The following is a 19,452-nucleotide window of genomic DNA, read 5'->3' as shown; positions in this document are numbered from 1 at the left end:
TATAATTACATTACTAATTGTTTTTGAGAGGGTTTAAATCTTGTTAGCACTATACCGTCTACAGCAGCTTCATACTCTTCCATAGTTGGTGTTCTTCCCAAAATTGTAGATAGCACAACTACTGGAGTAGATGATAATAAAGATTCTCCTTTTTTCGCTCCTGAATCTTTAACAACTCTTCCTTGAAATAATCGTGTTGATGTAGCCATTACTGTATCTCCTGGTTCTGCTTTTTCTTGGTTCCCCATACATAAGTTACAACCAGGGCGTTCTAAATATAATAAGTTTTCGTATTTAGTACGTGCTAATCCTTTGGGTGCGTTATCATCAAATTCAAATCCTGAATATTTTTGTAAGACTTCCCAATCGCCTTCTGCTTTTAACTCATCAACAATATTATAGGTTGGTGGTGCGACTACTAACGGTGCATTAAATTCAACCTTACCGTGTTGTGCTTCAATGTTTTTTAACATTTGAGCTAAAATTTTCATATCGCCTTTGTGTACCATACAAGATCCTACGAATCCTAAATCTACTTTTTTGGTTCCTCCATAGTAAGATAATGGCCTTATAGTATCGTGTGTATAACGTTTAGAGACATCATCATTATTTACGTCTGGATCGGCAATCATAGGTTCTGCAATTTCATCTAAATCAATAACAACCTCGGCATAATATTTCGCATCTGCGTCTGGTTTTAAAGCAGATTTAACACCTGTCTTTACTTCTGTTATTCTATTATTTGCTTTATCTACTAACCCTTGTAACATTTGCTTTTCGTTATCCATTCCTTTTTCAATCATGATTAGGATACGATCTCTTGCAATTTCTAAAGATTCTATTAAGGTTTCATCTTCTGAAATACAGATAGAAGCTTTAGCTTTCATTTCAGCAGTCCAATCTGTAAAAGTAAAAGCTTGATCGGCTGTTAATGTTCCAATATGAACTTCTATAATTCGGCCTTGGAATACATTTTCTCCACTAAACTGCTTTAACATTTGTTGCTGTGTTGCATGTACAACATCACGGAAATCCATATAAGATTTCATGTCTCCTTTAAATGTTACTTTAACTGATTGAGGGATTGGCATTGAGGCTTCCCCTGTCGCTAAAGCCAAGGCTACCGTACCTGAATCGGCACCAAAAGCAACTCCTTTAGACATACGTGTATGGGAATCTCCACCTATAATAACATCCCAATCGTCTACAGCAATATCATTTAATACTTTATGGATAACATCTGTCATGGCATGATATTTTCCTTTAGGATCACGTGCCGTAATTAAACCGAAATCATTCATAAATTGCATTAATCTAGGAATGTTTGCTTTAGATTTATCATCCCATACAGAAGCTGTATGACATCCGGATTGGTAACCGGCATCAACAATTGGAGAAACCACTGTAGCAGCCATCATCTCTAATTCCTGAGAGGTCATTAATCCTGTAGTATCTTGAGACCCTACAATGTTTACTTCAACACGAACATCGGAACCGGCATGTAATGTTTTTCCTGGTGTAGTACCTACTGCATTCTTATTAAATATTTTTTCTACTGCTGTTAACCCTTGTCCTTCATGAGAAATTTCTTTTGAGGTCGCATATACTTGAGGAACTTCTATTCCTAACACTTTTGCAGCAAATGTTTGCAATTTTTTACCGAAAACAACTGCGTAAGAACCGCCTGCTTTCATAAATTCCATCTTCTGAGGCGTAAATGCTGGAGAAATATCTTTTAAGAAAGTATCGCCATTATATAACTTCTTTTCTTTGGTATTAATGGTAAGTACTGTTCCTGTTTCAACTGAATATTCTTGCTTTAAAACAGGGTCTCCTGCCTCATCAAAAATGGTATTTCCGTCTGCGTCTTTTTGTTTAACCCAATTCTTAAGATCTAAACCAATACCGCCTGTTACACCAACAGTAGTTAAGAAAATTGGAGAAATTCCATTTGTTCCAGCAATTACTGGTGCTATATTAATAAATGGCACATACTCACTAGCCTGAATACCGGTCCATAAAGCAACATTATTTACACCAGACATTCTTGATGAGCCAACGCCCATTGTTCCTTTTTCTGCAACCAACATTACGCGCTTATTGGGGTGCTGTTTTTGCAAGGCTAACAATTCATTTTGCATGTCCTTGTTATGCTCGAACAAACACTGGCCGTGTAACTCACGATCTGATCTAGAATGTGCATCACCACCAGGAGATAATAAATCTGTAGAAATATCTCCTACTCCTGCAACATAGGTTACCACTTGTACTTCTTCTTCTAATTCTGGTAATTTTGTAAAAAACTCTGCTTTTGCATAACTTTCTAGAAGTTCTTTAGCGACTTCACTTCCGGTATCATAAGCTGTTTTTATACGCTCTGTATCTGCTTCGTATAAGAAAACCTGTGTTTTTAAAACGGTTGTCGCTTCTTTAGCGATTACAGCATCGTTTCCTAAAGCTAAATCTAATAAGACTTCTACAGAAGGCCCTCCTTTCATGTGTGCTAATTGCTCAAATGCAAAGGCTGGTGAAATCTCTGCTATAACAGATTCTCCTAAAATAATCTCTTTTAAAAATTTAGCTTTAACTCCCGCTGCACTTGTGGTACCAGGTAAAACATTATATATAAAAAAATTAAGAGATGCTTTTCGATCGGCATTATTTACATCTTTTATTTGTGAAATAATAGCACTTAATAATTCTGCACCATCTATTGGTTTAGGGTTAAGCCCTAATTTTTTTCTTTCTTCTATCTCTTTGAGATAATCTTTATAAATATTCATAAAAGATCTTTTTTTAATGTTTTAGGAAGACTTAAAACTTACGTATAAACACTCTTGCTAGAGTTAATGCCTTTTAACGTTTTGAGTATTTATTTCTGATTCTATAAAATTCAAAACTAACAATAATTGTAAGCTATAGTCTGTTATATTTTTGCGAATTTACAAAAATGATATGTGTTTTGAAATATATTCAGTCAATATAGAATTTGTCTAAACTATTTTTATTGAATCTACAAAAAAAGCCCGTTAAATTCAATAAATCACTTTTTCACACCTGATTATTAACAAATTAATAATTACTAATCGTTAAAAAAATGGTAGTAAGTATTAAATTATTCTTTTTTGATGTCTTTAGATAATGCTAGAAGTCATAATACGTTATTCAAAACGCTATTATTTTAAATGTGTTGAGCAATGGGTATTGTAATTAAAATAAAGATTTAATAATTTTTTCTTCGGTAATACCTTCGGCTTCGGCCTTGTAATTCTTAATCATTCTATGACGTAGAATACTTGTTGCTACAGCTTGAACATTTTCTATATCTGGAGAAAATTTACCGTTTATAGCAGCGTGAGTTTTTGCTGCCAATATTAAGTTTTGTGACGCTCTAGGCCCCGCTCCCCAATCGACGTAATTTTTAACTAACTCTGGTGCGGCATCACTATTTGGCCTTGTTTTACCAACCATAGTTACGGCATATTCTATAACATTATCGGCTACAGGAATGCGACGAATTAACTCTTGGAACGCTATAATTTCTTTTGCTGTAAATAACGCATTTATAGTTGGTTTGTTATTGGTAGTCGTTGCCTTTACCACTTCAACCTCCTCTGCGAATGATGGATAGTTTAAATGTATTGCAAACATAAAACGGTCTAATTGTGCTTCAGGTAAAGGATAGGTTCCTTCTTGTTCTATTGGATTTTGTGTCGCCAACACAAAATAAGGCAGGTCTAATTTATAATGATGTCCCGCAACGGTTACAGCCCGTTCTTGCATTGCTTCCAACAGTGCTGCTTGCGTTTTTGGTGGTGTTCGATTAATTTCGTCTGCCAGTATTATATTAGAAAATATTGGTCCTTTTATAAATTTAAAATTTCTACTCTCATCCAGTATTTCACTTCCCAATATATCACTTGGCATTAAATCTGGCGTAAATTGTATGCGTTTGAAATTTAAGCCTAATGCTTGTGCAATAGTATTAACCATTAATGTTTTTGCCAAACCAGGTACACCAATAAGTAAGGCATGTCCGCCTGAAAAAACAGAAATTAATATCTGATTAACAACGTCATCTTGCCCGACTATTACCTTAGCTATTTCTTTTCTTAGATCGTTATATTTTTTTACTAATTGGTTTACTGCTGATACGTCTGACATTCGTTATACTTTATTTTTTTAACCAGTTGCTATTAAACTCACAATCTCTGTAATTTCCACTTATTTTTATGTAAGTGTCTTTAATTTTTTCATCTTGCCATTTATCTATAGCTTTAATACGCTTTTCATTCAATGCCAGCTCCTTTATTTTTAAATAATCTCTCGAATAATCCGCTTCGTGATCTTCTATTCTGTCTGTAATACTTAATATTTTAAATTTCACATTTCCAGTTCTATCTTGATCTTGAATTACAGGCGATATTTTCCCATCCTTAAGTCCTTGTATTTGACCATATAATTCTGGATCCATTTTAGTGAGTTCAAAATTATAGTCTTGTGTTACTGGATTAATAAGCTTTCCGCCTTGAAATTTAGTTTTTTCTTCATCACTAGATTCTCTTGCAGCTGCATCAAATGTTATATTACCATCCACAATGTTTTGTCTAATATTTTCCAGCTTTTCTTTAGCAGCTTTAATTGCTTTACTAGAGACTTCTGGTATTAGTAAAATGTGTCTTACATCGTACTCTTGTCCTCTTATTTTCTCTAAATAAATAATATGGTATCCAAACTGTGTTTCGAATGGTTCTGAAATCTCGCCTTCTTGTAAAGAAAAAGCGACTTCTCTAAATTCTTTAGCCATTCTAGGTCGGCTTCTATTTAAGGTATATAATCCTCCTGTTTTTTTAGATCCTGGATCATCGGTGTATAAAACAGCTTTAGATCTAAAGTTGGCTCCGTTTTCTTCTACATCTCTTTTAAATCCTTTTAATTGGTTTATGACTCTTTCCTTTTCTTCGTCACTAACCATAGGTTCAACAACGATTTCAGAGACTTTAAGTTCTGTACCAAAGGTTGGGCGCTCATCCTTAGGGATTTTATTAAAAAATTGACGTACTTCTTCTGGAGTAACTTCTACATCTTCTACAATTTTTTTCTGCATTTCGGAAGCCAATTTATTTGTTTTATTGATTTCCATCATTTCTTCCCTAAGGCCTTTTTCGTCTTCTTTTTTATAAAACTTCAATACTTCATCTAAAGAGCCATTAAATTGTAGTTTGAATTGCTCTATTTGTTGGTTTACGTAAGAACGAATCTCTGCATCACTAACAAAAATACTATCTTGAATGGCTTGGTGTGCATATAACTTATCTTCTAAAAGCTTTCCAAATAATTGGCATCTGGTAACATTTGCCATATCTACACCTTGCGTTTTAAACTGAGAAATCATAATATCGACATCTGAATCTAATACAATATAATCTCCTACAACTGCTGCAACCCCATCTACTTTTTGCATCTTAAATGGTTGTACACTATCTGTTTCTTTAACTGTTGGGGTATCTTCTATTATTTCTTGTGCAGTAATTCCGTATGCAACAAAAAGAGTTAAGCTTAATGCTATGAGGTGTTTCAAATTAATTATAAATTTCAAATTGTTTATTTTTAATGGCATCTTTAGCAATGTCCTTTTTTAACTTTTTAATGAGTTCTAATTTACGCTTGTTAACCACTATTTGATCTATTGTAGGTTTTACATATTCCAATGGCGCTGTACTGTTTCTTAATAAAACATCATTAACTTGCATCAAATATAATCCTAATGAATCTTTGAGCTGTACAAAATTAGTTTTTTTTAACAGTTCGCATTTATTTTCTTTATTGATTACAGGTATTTTAGGAATTACTTGGTCTAAACGAATCCATACTGAATCCTTTAAATAATAGGATTTAAATTGAATTGAAATAGAATCTAATTCTTTTTTATCTTCTGTATTGAAGCGTTTAAATTTATTTTTCAAATCTTTAAAATCCAGCCTATTATTATCTACATTTATATATCTAAATTTTATTAGTTCTTCATTTAGTTTAAAAGCTTCTTTATTTCTTTCGTAATAAGATATTGCTTCTTCTAATGAAACTACTGTATCTAGATTCTTGTATACCAAAGCTTCCATATATGCTTTACTATATAAGTCACTTTTATACTGATCTGCCAATTTATTAAACTCTTTTTGAATTGCTTCGTTTAGATTTAATTCCGCGCCTTTAACTAATAGCTGTTTTGTAGCCCATCGGTTAATAAAATCATTAACCATAATTACACTGTCTTCCTTAGTATAATTTTCTGGCAAAATACTTAGAATGTCTTCTTTATATAAAAAAGCATCATTTGCCCTTGCCACAGCATTTTCTGTTGCGGTTGGCTTAAAATACTCACAAGATGCAAGTATCATTAATATCCCTATAAGTAGTAGTTTCTTTTTTATGATTTCTGATTTTTAATTTTCGCTTTTACAGATTCCAATACAGACTCGCTTATTTTAACAGTATACTTTTGTGCTAATGCATTTAACCAGTTTTCTTCTTTAAACGACTGATAATCACTAACCACCTTACCTTTTGTTTCTACAAACGTTTTTGGTGTTATTGGAAGTATTGTATTAACATTTACTACAATATACGCATCATTATGTTTATATATTTTAGAAACGCCTTTTTTAAATTGAAATTTTTCAGGTAATGCCTGATGGCCTTTGGTCATTCTTTCTGCTGTAAAGCTTACATTTATTTTATCATTAGTATTTAGAGCTTCTTTTATCTCATCGATACTTTTTCCTTGTTTTAAAAGTTTAGCCACTTTTTTAATATCACTCTTTTTAGCAGAAGAGGCCACAACAGCATCTATACGTTCTTTATAAAAATAGGCGTCTTTATGTGTATTATAATACGCTTTTAATGCTACTGTATCGGTTTTTGCGGCATTCCATATTTCTGTTTCCATTAAATCAAACAACAAAAGGCCATCTCTATACTCTCCCAGTATTTGGGCGTATTCTTCATTTTCTTTTTCTAGGTTTTGTTCTTGATACTTTAATAATTCGCCTTCAAAGAAACTTTGGTATTTATATTCTACAATATCATTTATCGTTTTTTTTCCTGTGCGCTGTCTTTGAGTTTTCATTAAAAATTGACCAAAATCATTATTTGTCAATTGTCGCCCTTCTATTTTTAAAAAGGGAAGTGCGCCTTTAAAATCAGCAGGTAATTTCCAGCTACCGTCTAGATAAGTATTATTTACTATGCTTTTAAAGTAGGGGAGCCCTGTTTCGGTTACTTTAATAGCATAGCGTTCTTTTAATGTATTTAATCTTGAAGAATTTATTAATTTAGAACGAGAATCTCTTCTAATTTTAGCTTCAAGTTTTGGTTTCACTTCATTATAAGGAGCTCTTCCTTTTTTTTCATAAAGTTTAACGATATGCCATCCAAATTCACTTTTAAAAGGTTTAGAAACCTCTTCTTTCTCTAGACCGAATGCAACCGTTTCAAAAGCACTAGAACTTAACTCTCCTCCAGAAAATGGATTTAACTTCCCGCCTTTATTTGATGAGCTTTTATCTTCTGAAAATTGTTTTGCTAATGCTTCAAAGTCTTCGCCTTGTTGTATCCGTTTATATATCTCATTGATTTTGGTTTCATCATCTTTAATCATAATGTGAGCTACAGTAACTTCTCCTCTTGAAGGTCGTTTATCTAAAACGGTAAGTACGTGAAACCCAAAACGTGTTCTAAAGGGCTGTGAAATATCGCCTTTATTTGTGTTAAATGCAGCATTTTCAAAATCATAAACCATTTTAAATGCTGAAAAATAACCTAAATCTTCTGCAAATATGGTTTTTCCATTATGGACATCTTTTTGTACAGTTTTGTAGCCTTCTGCAAGGACCCGATTTCTTAACTTTAAAATTTCATTGTATGCTTCTAGGCTATCTTTTGAAGATGCATTTTCATCTATTCGAACGAGTATATGACTGGCATTAACCTCTTCTCCCATTCTTTCATATGCTTCTTTAACTAAAGCCTCGGTTACTTTTGTATCTGTTAAATAGTTTTTAGACAGTTGTCGTTTATAACTATCAAATTCTCTTAAGTAAGTTCCTTTTGTATCTAAGCCTAAAGCTTTTGCTTCTTGTAATTTTAATTTGTATTTAATAAACAGTTTTAAATATGCGTCAACATCTTTCTGAGAGTTGTCTTTAACCAATTCTAAATTCTTATTGTATACTCTAATAAATTCTGATGCATAAACTGAATCATTTTCTATTGTAAAAAGGACGTCTTCCTTTTTATTTTGAGCCGTTAGAAATACCGTAAACAATACGTTTACAAAACATAATAAAAATTTAATTCTCATAATTTCTGTTTAACAATAGTTGCAAAAATAATAATATTAACCTATAAAGCAAGTACAATAGTAACGATGTATTAGTTTATTTAGTGTTCTAAAAAAATAAAAGTTAAATAGTCTTAATTCTATTAAAATACGTAACTATTTTAGAAAATGCCTTAATTAAGACTTATATATAAAATCCTGTTTATCGAAAAAAAATCTAATTGAGCGACATTTTAAATGAAGTTTCATAATTTTTTATAAATTACTAAAATTATTTCTTTTTATATGAAATACACCTCAGAAATTATTATAGAACTACCTATTGAAATGTTTATAAAGAAACTAGATAACCACAATAATATGAAATATTGGAAAAAAGGGTTGGCCAGTTTCGAACATCTTTCAGGAAGCCCCGGTAAGACTGGCGCTCAAATGAAGCTAAACTATGTTTTTGGCAAAAAAAAAGTTGCTCTTGTTGAAACTATAGTCTACGCAGATCTTCCTCGGGAACTCCATATGAATTACGATACTAAGGGGATGCATAATATTCAAAAGAATTATTTTGAAAACACCTCGGAAGGTTACACTAAATGGATTTCCAAAAGTGAATTTATAGCCACAAATTCCATTACGCGTATAATGACTATAATAATGCCTCGTGTTTTAAAAAGAAGAACACTAAAACACTTAAATAACTTTAAAAACTTTGCCGAAAAAGGCACCTCTATATTAGATGCGTAAACTTAAATTAATCTGGGATTTTCGTGGTCCTGATGCTTTAAAAATAGCTGAACATCATGAAATACATTTAAAGGAATACATTACTATTCAAAAATTAACACTTGACATTACGGGCTTTGAACCTCTGTCTGAAGTACATGCTATAGCGTTTATGGTAGTAAACGATAATGAAATGAAACCCGTTAGAGATGCACTAAAACCGCATAGAGGGCAAGTATATTCTGAATGAACCACCTGCTAAAAACTAGCACATTCACTAGTTTTTAGCAAAATCCATTCTAAAATTATAAATTATCTTGAATAATTAGGCGCTTCCTTGGTAATGGTAACATCATGCGGATGACTTTCATTGATTCCAGAAGCTGTAATTTTAACAAACCGCCCCGTTTCTTTCAAGGTTTCAACATCTTTGGCTCCACAATAGCCCATTCCGGCTCTTAGTCCGCCAATAAATTGATGAATACTTTCGTATAATTCTCCTTTATAAGGCACACGTCCTACAATTCCTTCGGGTACTAATTTCTTAATATCATCTTCTACATCTTGAAAATAGCGATCTTTACTCCCTTGTTTCATAGCCTCAACCGAGCCCATTCCACGATAGGACTTAAACTTACGTCCTTCATATATAATCGTTTCGCCTGGAGACTCTTTTGTTCCTGCTAATAATGATCCTAACATCACACAGTCTGCGCCTGCTGCAATGGCCTTGGGGATATCGCCTGTATAACGAATACCACCGTCTGCAATAACTGGTACTCCAGATCCTTTTATAGCTGTTGCCACTTCAAGCACCGCAGAGAATTGAGGAAATCCAACACCTGCAACCACACGTGTTGTACAAATGGAACCTGGACCTATACCTACTTTTACAGCATCTGCTCCAGCTTCAACCAAATACCTAGCTGCTTCTGCTGTTGCAATATTACCTACAACTATTTCTAAAGATGGGAATTTCTTTTTTATATCTTTTAGTACTAATACAACACCTTTGGTATGCCCATGCGCTGTATCTATTATAATAGCATCTACCCCTGCATTAACTAAAGCTTCTGCTCTATCTACGGCATCACCTGTTACGCCTATAGCTGCAGCTACACGTAAACGACCATAACTATCTTTATTGGCTATTGGTTTTTGAGTTACTTTAGTAATATCTCTAAATGTAATTAACCCAACAAGCTTATTTCCTTCAACAATTAATAGTTTCTCTATTTTATTTTCTTGAAGAATTTTTTCAGCATCTTTTAAAGAGGTTCCAACGGGTGCAGTGACAAGGTTTTCACTGGTCATTACTTCTATAATAGGACGTTCATTTTTATGCTCAAATCTTAAATCACGATTGGTAACAATTCCTTTTAACATTCCATCGTTATCTACAATTGGAATGCCTCCTATACTATGTTCCTTCATTTGTTGCTTTGCATCTAAAACAACAGCATCTAATGGCAAAGTTACTGGGTCAATAATCATTCCACTTTCGGCACGCTTTACCTTACGAACTTTTTGAGCCTGCTGTGCTATCGTCATATTTTTATGCAGTACGCCAATACCGCCTTCTCTTGCCATAGCTATAGCCATAGCGCTTTCTGTAACGGTATCCATAGCTGCTGATACTATAGGCACATTAATTGTAATATTACGTGTGAATTTTGTTTGGATATTAACCGCTCTAGGTAGTACTTCTGAAAAGGCTGGAACTAAAAGGACGTCGTCGTAGGTTAAACCCTCTCCTACAATTTTATTTTCGTGTGCTGTCATTGCAATTAGAATTAATTGCAAGCAAATATACAGTTTTATTCTTATTAATTTAGCTATTAAATAAAGAATATAAAAATCCCCAAGAACGATGAACTCTAATTTTATTTACGCTATTTAAAACAGTATGTTTTTCTTGTAATGTTAACATTAAATTTAAGCTTTATTAGGAAGTACTCACCTTTTACCTCTTATCGAACCAAGCTCTTAAACTAGTATCTTTATAAAACTATTAACGTTTATAAAATACAGGGAAATTACTAATAATAATCATTACATTTTAGGGCAACGTTTGCAGTTTGATTTCCCTTTTTTCTTGTACTTCTTACAGCATTTCTTTTTTTTGTTGCCATCGCAAGAAAGTACACAAGGCGCTGCAATGATAACACAAGGCATTTCTGTAGTAAAATCTGTTCTCATTATTTTTATTTATTCTAAATAAGCGCAAATTTACAAAAAAAAGATTCCTAAAAAAGGAATCTTTAAAATATTTAAGGATTGCTTAACTATTCTTTATTTTGGGAAGCTGCAATCGTATTAATATCACGGTCAAACAGATAATGTCCTGATTTGTCGTTACCGATTATGTTTAATTTATCTAACAGGGTTCTAGCCATAGCTTCTTCCTCCAATTGTTCTGTGACATACCATTGCATAAAATTATGTACATTATAATCTTTATGTTTTAAACATTCATAAATCACATGGTTTATCTGTTCTGTTACAAAAATCTCACTTGCTAAAAACGTTTCAAAGAGTTCATTAAGATTTTTAAATTCAGCGGTTGGTTTATCTAATTCTGGAATTAAAACCTTACCTCCTCTTTCATTAACAAACTTGACTAATTTAGTCATGTGTACCCGTTCTTCTTCCGATTGACTGTAAAAAAAATCGCTTACACCATTATAACCTTCAGCATCTGCCCAAGAAGCCATTGCTAAATATTGCATTGAAGCTTGCGCTTCATACTTGATTTGATTATTAAGTAATTTTTCTATAGATGTGTTCATAGTTTTTATTTTTAAGCGAATATAATGAACTTTTTACAGCTAAAAGTATTAAATTAAAATTCAGACTGTCTCTAAATTACTTACTTCATTAAATTCCATAAGTGACTGATCATCAAAACCTAGACCTATTCCTTTGTGAGCTAAATCTTCATCTGAATAAAAGTTCAAGAGTTTATTATTAGGTAATTTAGTTGTATTAAAATAAGTGCCTTGAAAGAATCTACTTTTATCAATTTTTAAATTTAACGAGTAATCGCACTTCTCATCAATTTTAAATTGATTTAAGCGAATAGCGTAAGTTTTATTATGATTAATAGTTGTGCAACCAAAGCACTCTAAATCTGAGCGTTTTAAATCGATTACTGGGCTAAAAAGAGAGGCAACATATAGACTTTCTGGGTTTTTATATAAATCCATTGCTGTGCCCTGCTGTATAATCTTACCTTCTTTTAGTACCACAATTGTATCTGCTATTGCAATAGCATCTTGTGTATCATGTGTTACAAAAATAGCTGTCGTTCCTGTTTGCTTTAAGATATCATAAATTTCATTACGCAATTGCATTTTTAAAACAACATCGAGATTACTAAAAGGCTCGTCTAAAATTAGAAGCTCTGGTTTTGGAGCTAATGCTCGAGCTAATGCTACACGCTGTTGCTGACCACCAGACAACTGATGTGGATACCGATGTTCATACCCTTCAAGGTCTACCAACTGTAATACATTTGTAATTCTTTTATCTTTATTATTATGCTTGGCTATGCCATAGCCAATATTTTCTAAAACCGTAAGGTGTGGAAATAAGGCATAGTCTTGAAATACCATTCCAATATTGCGTTTTTCTGGAACCCTAAAAATGGTATCGTTTGCTATGGTTTCGCTATTTAATTCTATAACACCATCGTCCTGTATTTCAAGGCCAGCTATAAGTCTAGTTAACGTTGTTTTTCCACTACCACTTTCTCCTACAACAGCAACAATATCTCCTTTTTTGATAGATAAATTAATATTATTTACAACAGTATTCTTTCCTTTATCAAAGGATTTGGAAAGTGACTTTATGTCTAAAATAGTATTCAAATTATTATGTTTTATTGTCGTTTAAAATAAGTTTATTTAACAAAACAATGGGTAAAATCCCTGTTATTATAATACATATTGAGGGCAATGCTGCCTCCATAACTAATTCGTCACTGGCATATTCATAAGCTTTAACGGCCAATGTATTAACATCATACGTTTTTAAAATAAGTGTTAAAGGTAACTCTTTCATGGTATCTACAAAAACCAAAATAAGAGCACTAATTACCCCCGATTTTAATAATGGCATATCTATTTTAAAAAATGTTTTAAGATTGCCTTTTCTTAATAACTTAGAAGATTCTGAAAACCTTGATCCTATTTTTAATTGACTCGCTTCAATAGGATTATAGGCAACTGCCAAAAACCTAATAACATAAGCATATAATAGAACAAGAATCGTTCCATTAATAAGTAACCCAAAATCTAGATCAAGTACTGCTTTCCCTGCTTTTATCATCCATTTATCCAACTGCAATGTTGGAATCATAACCCCTATTGCTATTACAGCCCCAGGAATAGCGTACCCCAAAACAGCAATTCTTGAGCTTTTTTTTAATACAGTAAAACGGTTCCACTTAGGAAAATATAGCACTAATAGCGCAAAGAAAACAGTTAAAAATGCCGTTAAAACAGAAAGTCCTAAACTCTGTAACGCAATACTAAAAAAGGATAAGGAGGCCACATTAGAAAATGTTAAGAATCCCCAATATACTAATTGAAATAAAGGCAAAATAAATCCAAAAAACACAGGAACGCATACCCATAGAAAAAAAAGATACTTTGTTTTATTCGCTATTGCTATTTTAGGCAATTTTATATCACTTTTAGTTGCCAAGGCATAATTTTTTGATCCACGTTGTAAGCGCTCGGCTATAATAATTAAAAGGACTACAAGTAATAGTATTGCAGACAAATAAACTGCTGTTGCAGGCTCTTCTAAAGCAAACCAAGCTCTAAAAATACCAGTAGTAAAAGTACTTACGCCATAATATTTTGCTGCGCCATAATCGTTCAACACTTCCATTAGCACCAAAATTAATCCACCAATTATTGCTGGTCGTGCTATTGGGAGCACTATTTTAAAAAAGGTTTTTCGTTCTCCTGCACCAAGAATTTTTGAAGCTTCTATTAATCGTCCGGACTGGTATAAAAAAACAGCCCTCGCACTAACGTAAACGTATGGGAATAACGAGACACTTAAGATAAATATGAGTCCGAAAATATTTGTAATATTAAACTTAATCCTACTAATTCCGATATATCTAAATAACAATTCCAATGTTCCGCCATAATCGAAAAAACCGGCGTAGGCGTAGGCTGTAATATATGAAGGTATTGCCAATGGCAAAATAAGCATCCATTCTAACGCCTTATGGAAAGGCAATTTATAGCGACTCACAAGCCATGCAGAAGAAACACCAAATAACAATGTTAAAAAGGTACATCCTAAAATAAGCCAAACCGAATTAAGTGAATACTCTAACAGTAGATTTTTTACAATATGCTTCCATGTTTCTCCTGGTCCTGAAAATAATTTTAAAAAAATAGTAAGTATAGGTATTCCAATAAAAAGAACAATGGCCAATGTAAATATTGACCATTTATTAAAATCTCGTTTTAAATATGTAAATCTAATCGTTTTCAAATTTTATTTCCAGCCAGCTTCGTCAAAGATAATCACTGCTTTTTTATTATTCTCACCTAATACAGACAGCCTTAAGGAATCGGCTTTAAACGCTCCCCACGATTTTAATAAATCTGAAGGAGCTACAGCTCTATTTACAGGGTATTCATAATTAGCCTTAGCAAAAATTTCTTGCGCTTCCTTACTTGCTAAAAATTCAATAAATTTAATAGCATTTTCTTTATTAGGCGCATATTTTGCAACACCAGCGCCACTTATGTTAATATGTGTACCTCTATCTGCTTGATTAGGGAAAAAGATGCCCACGCCTTGCCCAGCTTTAACTTCTTCAGGATTTTTAGAGTTTAATAATTTCCCTACATAATAGGTATTTACAATAGCAATATCGCCTTCGCCTGCAACGACCGCTTTTACTTGATCTCTATCATTTCCTTGAGGGGAACGTGACATATTTTTCACAACTTTTTCTGCCCAAGCTTTCGCGAATGCTTCACCATCATTTGCTATAATAGATGCCATTAATGACTGGTTATAAATATTACTTGATGAGCGTACTAATATTTTTTTATTCCAAACCTCTGATGCTAGATTCTCGTATGTTGATAGTTGCTCTGGTTTTACTCTATCTTTTGCATATGCAATAACTCTTGCTCGCTTGGTTAAAGCAAACCATTGCTTATCCTTGTCTCTTAAATTAACAGGAATCGTTGTATCTAACACTTTAGAATTTACTGTTTGCAATAGGCCTTTATTTTTTGCCCTTACCAATCGTCCTGCATCTACTGTAATTAATACATCGGCTGGTGAGTGCTCGCCTTCTTCAGTCATTTTTTGAATAAGCTCATCGGCTTTTGCATTTACAACATTTACTGTTATTCCTGTTTGCTTTTCAAAATCTGCAAAAAGTTCTTGATCGGCAGGATAATGCCTGTGTGTGTAAACATTTACCGTTTTAGGTGTTTCTTTAAGCTGGTTTCCTTTTAAGGGTGTTTCTTTGTTCTCGCTTTTACAAGCGCTAAACAAAATTGCAACTATAACTAATAAATATGCGTTTTTCATTGTTTTAAAATTTAATTTGAAGTGTTGTATAAAAGTTCCTGTTTGCAGACGGTATAATTCCTGGCCCTGGATACCCAGTAGCACGCCTTGTAAAATAAGCTTTATCTAGAATATTATTAACTCCTGCTTCTAACTTAAACTGTTTATAAGCATAGGATACTGAAGCGTCTAAGACATTATAAGCAGGAATTTCTCCAATAACACCACTCGCACTTGCTTCTTTAGCATTTGAAGCATCTGTAAACTGGGAAGATAAATAAGTATATTGAATACTAGAGAGTATATTTTTATAACCAAAACGGATTCCCGTTTTTAAATTTAAATCGGGAACAAACTCAACCTTATTACCTTTAACGCCATTCTCATCAGAGTTTGTATATTCAGAATTCACATAAGATCCATTGATATAATAATTTAAAATATAATCATTATTACCTATAAAAATATCTTCTAAATTAAAATCTACCAAAGCTTCTACCCCATAGATTACAGCATCTCCAACATTTCCGCGTTCACTTTTTATTATTGAACCAGGAAATGTTTTTTGTACAAAACCTATTCTATCATTATAAAAAAGGCTAAAAACATTTGCATCATATGAAATTTTATTATTGAGGTTCCCTCGCAAACCGACATCTGCAGTAAAGCCTTTTTCGTCACTAATATCTGGGCTAATAACAAATGCGGGATTGATTATACTAATATCTGAAAATGTTACAGAACGGTAATTTTGTGAAATATTACCATATATTTCTAAAGTTTCAGCTGTTTTATAGCTCGCTCCTAGCCCTAATAACACAAACGAACGTTCTCTTAAAAAATCTTCATCTATTACTTCATTTAGAATAACATTACCTGCGCCATCTGTATTAATTCTCCTGAAAAACCCATCGCTTTCTGTTTTAATGTATTCAAATCGGAACCCCGGTGTTATAGATAACTTCGGGTTAAGGTATAAAATATTCTCTCCAAATAGAGCAATGTTCATATTAGGATAAGTATAACTAGATTGATTAGGGTAATTAGGGTAATCCTCATATTGAAAATTAAAATTGGGATCACTTCCATTAGACCCTGGCCCTTGTTCCCCAGTATTATTAGCCTTATAAAATTTTGCTCCTAATAGGCCTGTTGCTTTCTTAGTTAACAACTTATAATTAGTTAATATTCTTGTCTCAAAACCAAAATTTTTGAATACTCCCTTGATCAGGTCTCGCTCTTCGTTTGAGTCTATTTGATCTACGCGATTCGTTCTAAATCCTAAAGCCTCTCTTGATGCATTCAATCCGAAAGCATTAAAGGTAAAATGAGTCTTTTCTGAAAATTTATGCGACAATTTTAAATTATACAATAACCAATCTACTTGAAACCAATTTCTTTCTCTATTACTTTGATAAGGATCTTCGTTAAAAGCAGCGTCACTTAATCCGCCAGCTTGTTTAGCTAAATACCTTAGATAAGTTACTTCTCCTGTTATTTTTGTTTTGTCGTTAAACTTATAGCCCACATGGCCATAAACATTTTTGGACTCAAACTGCGAATTCGGTCTAAAACCATCTCCTTTTTTATAATTAAAAAAAGAATAATAACTTAATTTACCTGTGGTTCCTCCTATACTCGTAAAATTGGTATAAAGCCCATTACTTCCAAGAGTATTTCTTGTAATTACCTCTAAGGGTTTTGAAGGGTTTGGTGTTTTCATTTTAAAATTGACTAAACCTCCAAATTGTGTCCCATATTGCAAAGAAGCTGCACCTCTTATAATCTGCACTTCTTTTAATCCTTCTGCTGCGGGCGTATAATAACTTTCTGGATATCCTAAAACATCGGCACTAATATCATAACCATTTTGTCTGGTATTGAAATTAGCCGTTCGATTAGGATCTAAACCACGGCCTCCTATATTAAGTTGTAAGCCTGCATCGTCGTTTTCATAAATATTCAACCCAGCCACCTGGCTGTATATCTGGCGCGCATTATTAGAGGCTAAATTAGCCATAGATTGCTCTACTAAAACGACTTCTGTTTTTTTTCCTGCATAAATCGCTGTCTCTTCGACATCTTTTAAGTGTTTTAAACTAAAGACTTTTGCCCTTCGGCTTGTTATTTGGACTTCTGATAATGTTTCTGATATGGCTTCCAATGTAATATTAATCGTTTGGTTACCAGAAATGCTAAGCTTTTTTTCTACAACTTTATGTTCGTATGAAAAAAAGATTAAGGTTAGCTCTTTTTTTTCGATTTCGAATTCATAAAAACCAGAAGCGTTTGTTATTGCAAGTAAGCCCGTCTCCTTATCGTAAATTTCTACCAGCTCTAATGGCGCATTTGTTTCAGCTAGAGTAACAATCCCTGAAATCTTATTTTGAGCCATGCCCAAATAAGTGAATAGAAAACAAATAATAAATGGTTTAAAGTCCTTTAATTTCATCGTTAAATGGTAATATCCAATGTTTGGGTTTAAATGATTCTTTTTCGGCGTACAAATTTACGGTTTCATTTATAAACGGCTGACTTAATCGTCCATTAAGTGCCACATAACTTTTAACATATACCTCTACATTTTTATGTCCTTGGCTTTTAAAATGGTCGCCTAAATAATGTGCGTATTCCAGAATAAAGTCTGGTTGAAAACTCATTTGTTTTTCCTGTAAAGGAGTTAAAAAATCTGTATTATCTACATAGAAAGAGGCTTTTGTTTCTCCGTCTACTATTTTAAAATTAGTGTAGCCCATTTTCTCAATTAACATAACACGCCAAGAAAAGCGAAAGCCTTCTTCGGTCCAAAATAATTCGTTCTTATACATTAGGTACCTAAATGGAATAAGTATTTGTAATATAAAGAACACACTAATAATAAAGATTCTGGCCTTTTGATTTTTAAATTTAAAAGTATCGTATGTGTGAATCGTTTTAGTTTTTAATCTAAATCGTTTTAAAATCTTTTTTATAATCTGAATTATATTATGATGAAGTTTTGAATCAAAGAAAATCAATCCACTCACTATCATCACATACGGAAAGAGCCCTATAGGGAATAATGCCCGTGTAAAAACATGAAAAAACACGACAAAGAAGAATGCAACAGCTCTTGTTTTTCTATACAACAAAAAGAATGGAATTAGTAAATCGTACAACATTCCAGACCAACTCATTGCAAAATGAAACCAATTTTGCTGCATTAAAGTATCTCCTATAATAGGTAAGTCATATTTTGAAGGCAGCCAGATTTTTAACGGCATTGCCCGAAACAACCAATCTGAATTAAGTTTAGCTAGACCAGCATAAAAATAGACTATTGAAAGGAGTAATTTCACACTATCGATAGTCCAATTGGGCACCTTTAAACACTCTCTTTTTGCCTTGTAAGCGTCTATAGAAAAGTATTGCGCTGCGGGTAAAAAAATCATTAAAAAACTAAGGAGACTGATAAAGTAATAATGATTTAAGTACGTTGTTTTTTCCATTAGTTCTATGTAGGTAAAACTGAGAAAAAAAGTAACAATTGCCCATCTGTACTTAAACCCTATCGCTACAAAAAGAGCAGACAGGCCACAGATAAAGAACAGAATATAAGTGTATAGACCTAAAGTCTGTACCCATTCGAAGCCATAATATTTAAAATGAAATTGTGGTACAATATAAACCGATTCTATCCAGCCCTTAGCCCAATAGCGAATCATACCGTAAAGCATCATTAACCCAAAACCCACACGAAATACAGCAAGAGGTGCTGCGCTAGTTGTTTTAGACAGGTATGTGCTTAGATTCCATTTCATAATACAAAAAACTACATTACTAATAATAAAAACAAA

General features: G+C 32.9%; 15 protein-coding genes. 2 read left to right on the top strand and 13 right to left on the bottom strand.

The features are described 5' to 3' along the window. Positions 1 to 5: 5 nt before the first annotated feature. The 5 genes from AC2D8I_RS05845 to AC2D8I_RS05825 all read right to left on the bottom strand — a co-directional run bounded on the left by AC2D8I_RS05845 (position 6) and on the right by AC2D8I_RS05825 (position 8,362). Positions 6 to 2,783 (bottom strand): bifunctional aconitate hydratase 2/2-methylisocitrate dehydratase, encoded by a 2,778-nt coding sequence (locus AC2D8I_RS05845; RefSeq protein ID WP_484705054.1) that lies wholly within the window; start codon positions 2,781 to 2,783, stop codon positions 6 to 8. Positions 2,784 to 3,210: 427 nt separating this feature from the next. Then, the gene (locus tag AC2D8I_RS05840) at positions 3,211 to 4,164 is read right to left on the bottom strand and encodes an AAA family ATPase (protein WP_484705053.1); all 954 of its coding nucleotides are present in this window, start codon (positions 4,162 to 4,164) and stop codon (positions 3,211 to 3,213) included. A 10-nt stretch (positions 4,165 to 4,174) separates the two neighbouring features. Then, the gene (locus tag AC2D8I_RS05835; RefSeq protein ID WP_484705052.1) at positions 4,175 to 5,620 is read right to left on the bottom strand and encodes a peptidylprolyl isomerase; all 1,446 of its coding nucleotides are present in this window, start codon (positions 5,618 to 5,620) and stop codon (positions 4,175 to 4,177) included. Then, positions 5,583 to 6,401: a peptidyl-prolyl cis-trans isomerase gene (locus tag AC2D8I_RS05830; protein ID WP_484705051.1), complete on the bottom strand. Its 819-nt coding sequence runs from the start codon at positions 6,399 to 6,401 to the stop codon at positions 5,583 to 5,585. The genes AC2D8I_RS05835 and AC2D8I_RS05830 overlap by 38 nt, the downstream gene beginning before the upstream one ends. Positions 6,402 to 6,430: 29 nt before the next feature. Then, a complete protein-coding gene (locus tag AC2D8I_RS05825) occupies positions 6,431 to 8,362 on the bottom strand; it encodes a peptidylprolyl isomerase (RefSeq protein WP_484705050.1) in 1,932 nt (643 codons plus the stop codon). A gap of 264 nt (positions 8,363 to 8,626) precedes the next feature. On the opposite strand from AC2D8I_RS05825, the gene AC2D8I_RS05820 reads away from it, so the two are divergent. Both AC2D8I_RS05820 and AC2D8I_RS05815 read left to right on the top strand, forming a co-directional pair. Then, on the top strand, positions 8,627 to 9,082 hold the full coding sequence (locus AC2D8I_RS05820; RefSeq protein WP_484705049.1) for an SRPBCC family protein: 456 nt from the start codon (positions 8,627 to 8,629) through the stop codon (positions 9,080 to 9,082). After that, on the top strand, positions 9,075 to 9,311 hold the full coding sequence (locus tag AC2D8I_RS05815) for a hypothetical protein (protein WP_484705048.1): 237 nt from the start codon (positions 9,075 to 9,077) through the stop codon (positions 9,309 to 9,311). Before AC2D8I_RS05820 ends, AC2D8I_RS05815 begins: the two co-directional genes overlap by 8 nt. Before the next feature lie 62 nt (positions 9,312 to 9,373). Here AC2D8I_RS05815 and guaB read toward each other — a convergent pair whose 3' ends face one another. From guaB to AC2D8I_RS05775, 8 genes are all read right to left on the bottom strand, one after another. Further along, entirely contained in the window at positions 9,374 to 10,843 is a 1,470-nt protein-coding gene (guaB, locus tag AC2D8I_RS05810; RefSeq protein WP_484705086.1) for an IMP dehydrogenase, read from the bottom strand. Between the two features lie 270 nt (positions 10,844 to 11,113). Further along, positions 11,114 to 11,260: a hypothetical protein gene (locus AC2D8I_RS05805; RefSeq protein WP_484705047.1), complete on the bottom strand. Its 147-nt coding sequence runs from the start codon at positions 11,258 to 11,260 to the stop codon at positions 11,114 to 11,116. Between the two features lie 86 nt (positions 11,261 to 11,346). Beyond that, on the bottom strand, positions 11,347 to 11,850 hold the full coding sequence (locus tag AC2D8I_RS05800) for a ferritin (protein ID WP_484705046.1): 504 nt from the start codon (positions 11,848 to 11,850) through the stop codon (positions 11,347 to 11,349). Between the two features lie 60 nt (positions 11,851 to 11,910). Continuing rightward, complete coding sequence (locus AC2D8I_RS05795) at positions 11,911 to 12,930, bottom strand: ABC transporter ATP-binding protein (protein WP_484705045.1); 1,020 nt, start codon at positions 12,928 to 12,930, stop codon at positions 11,911 to 11,913. A 4-nt stretch (positions 12,931 to 12,934) separates the two neighbouring features. After that, complete coding sequence (locus AC2D8I_RS05790; RefSeq protein ID WP_484705044.1) at positions 12,935 to 14,578, bottom strand: ABC transporter permease; 1,644 nt, start codon at positions 14,576 to 14,578, stop codon at positions 12,935 to 12,937. Between the two features lie 3 nt (positions 14,579 to 14,581). Beyond that, the gene (locus AC2D8I_RS05785) at positions 14,582 to 15,637 is read right to left on the bottom strand and encodes a Fe(3+) ABC transporter substrate-binding protein (protein ID WP_484705043.1); all 1,056 of its coding nucleotides are present in this window, start codon (positions 15,635 to 15,637) and stop codon (positions 14,582 to 14,584) included. A 4-nt stretch (positions 15,638 to 15,641) separates the two neighbouring features. Next, on the bottom strand, positions 15,642 to 18,068 hold the full coding sequence (locus AC2D8I_RS05780; RefSeq protein ID WP_484705042.1) for a TonB-dependent receptor domain-containing protein: 2,427 nt from the start codon (positions 18,066 to 18,068) through the stop codon (positions 15,642 to 15,644). Further along, on the bottom strand, positions 18,049 to 19,416 hold the full coding sequence (locus AC2D8I_RS05775; RefSeq protein ID WP_484705041.1) for an HTTM domain-containing protein: 1,368 nt from the start codon (positions 19,414 to 19,416) through the stop codon (positions 18,049 to 18,051). Before AC2D8I_RS05775 ends, AC2D8I_RS05780 begins: the two co-directional genes overlap by 20 nt. Between the last annotated feature and the right edge of the window lie 36 nt (positions 19,417 to 19,452).

It is taken from the genome of Lacinutrix sp. YIN62, from assembly GCF_057219185.1.
Note: the sequence above shows the minus strand (reverse complement) of the source record. Positions and strands in the feature narration are given on the sequence as shown.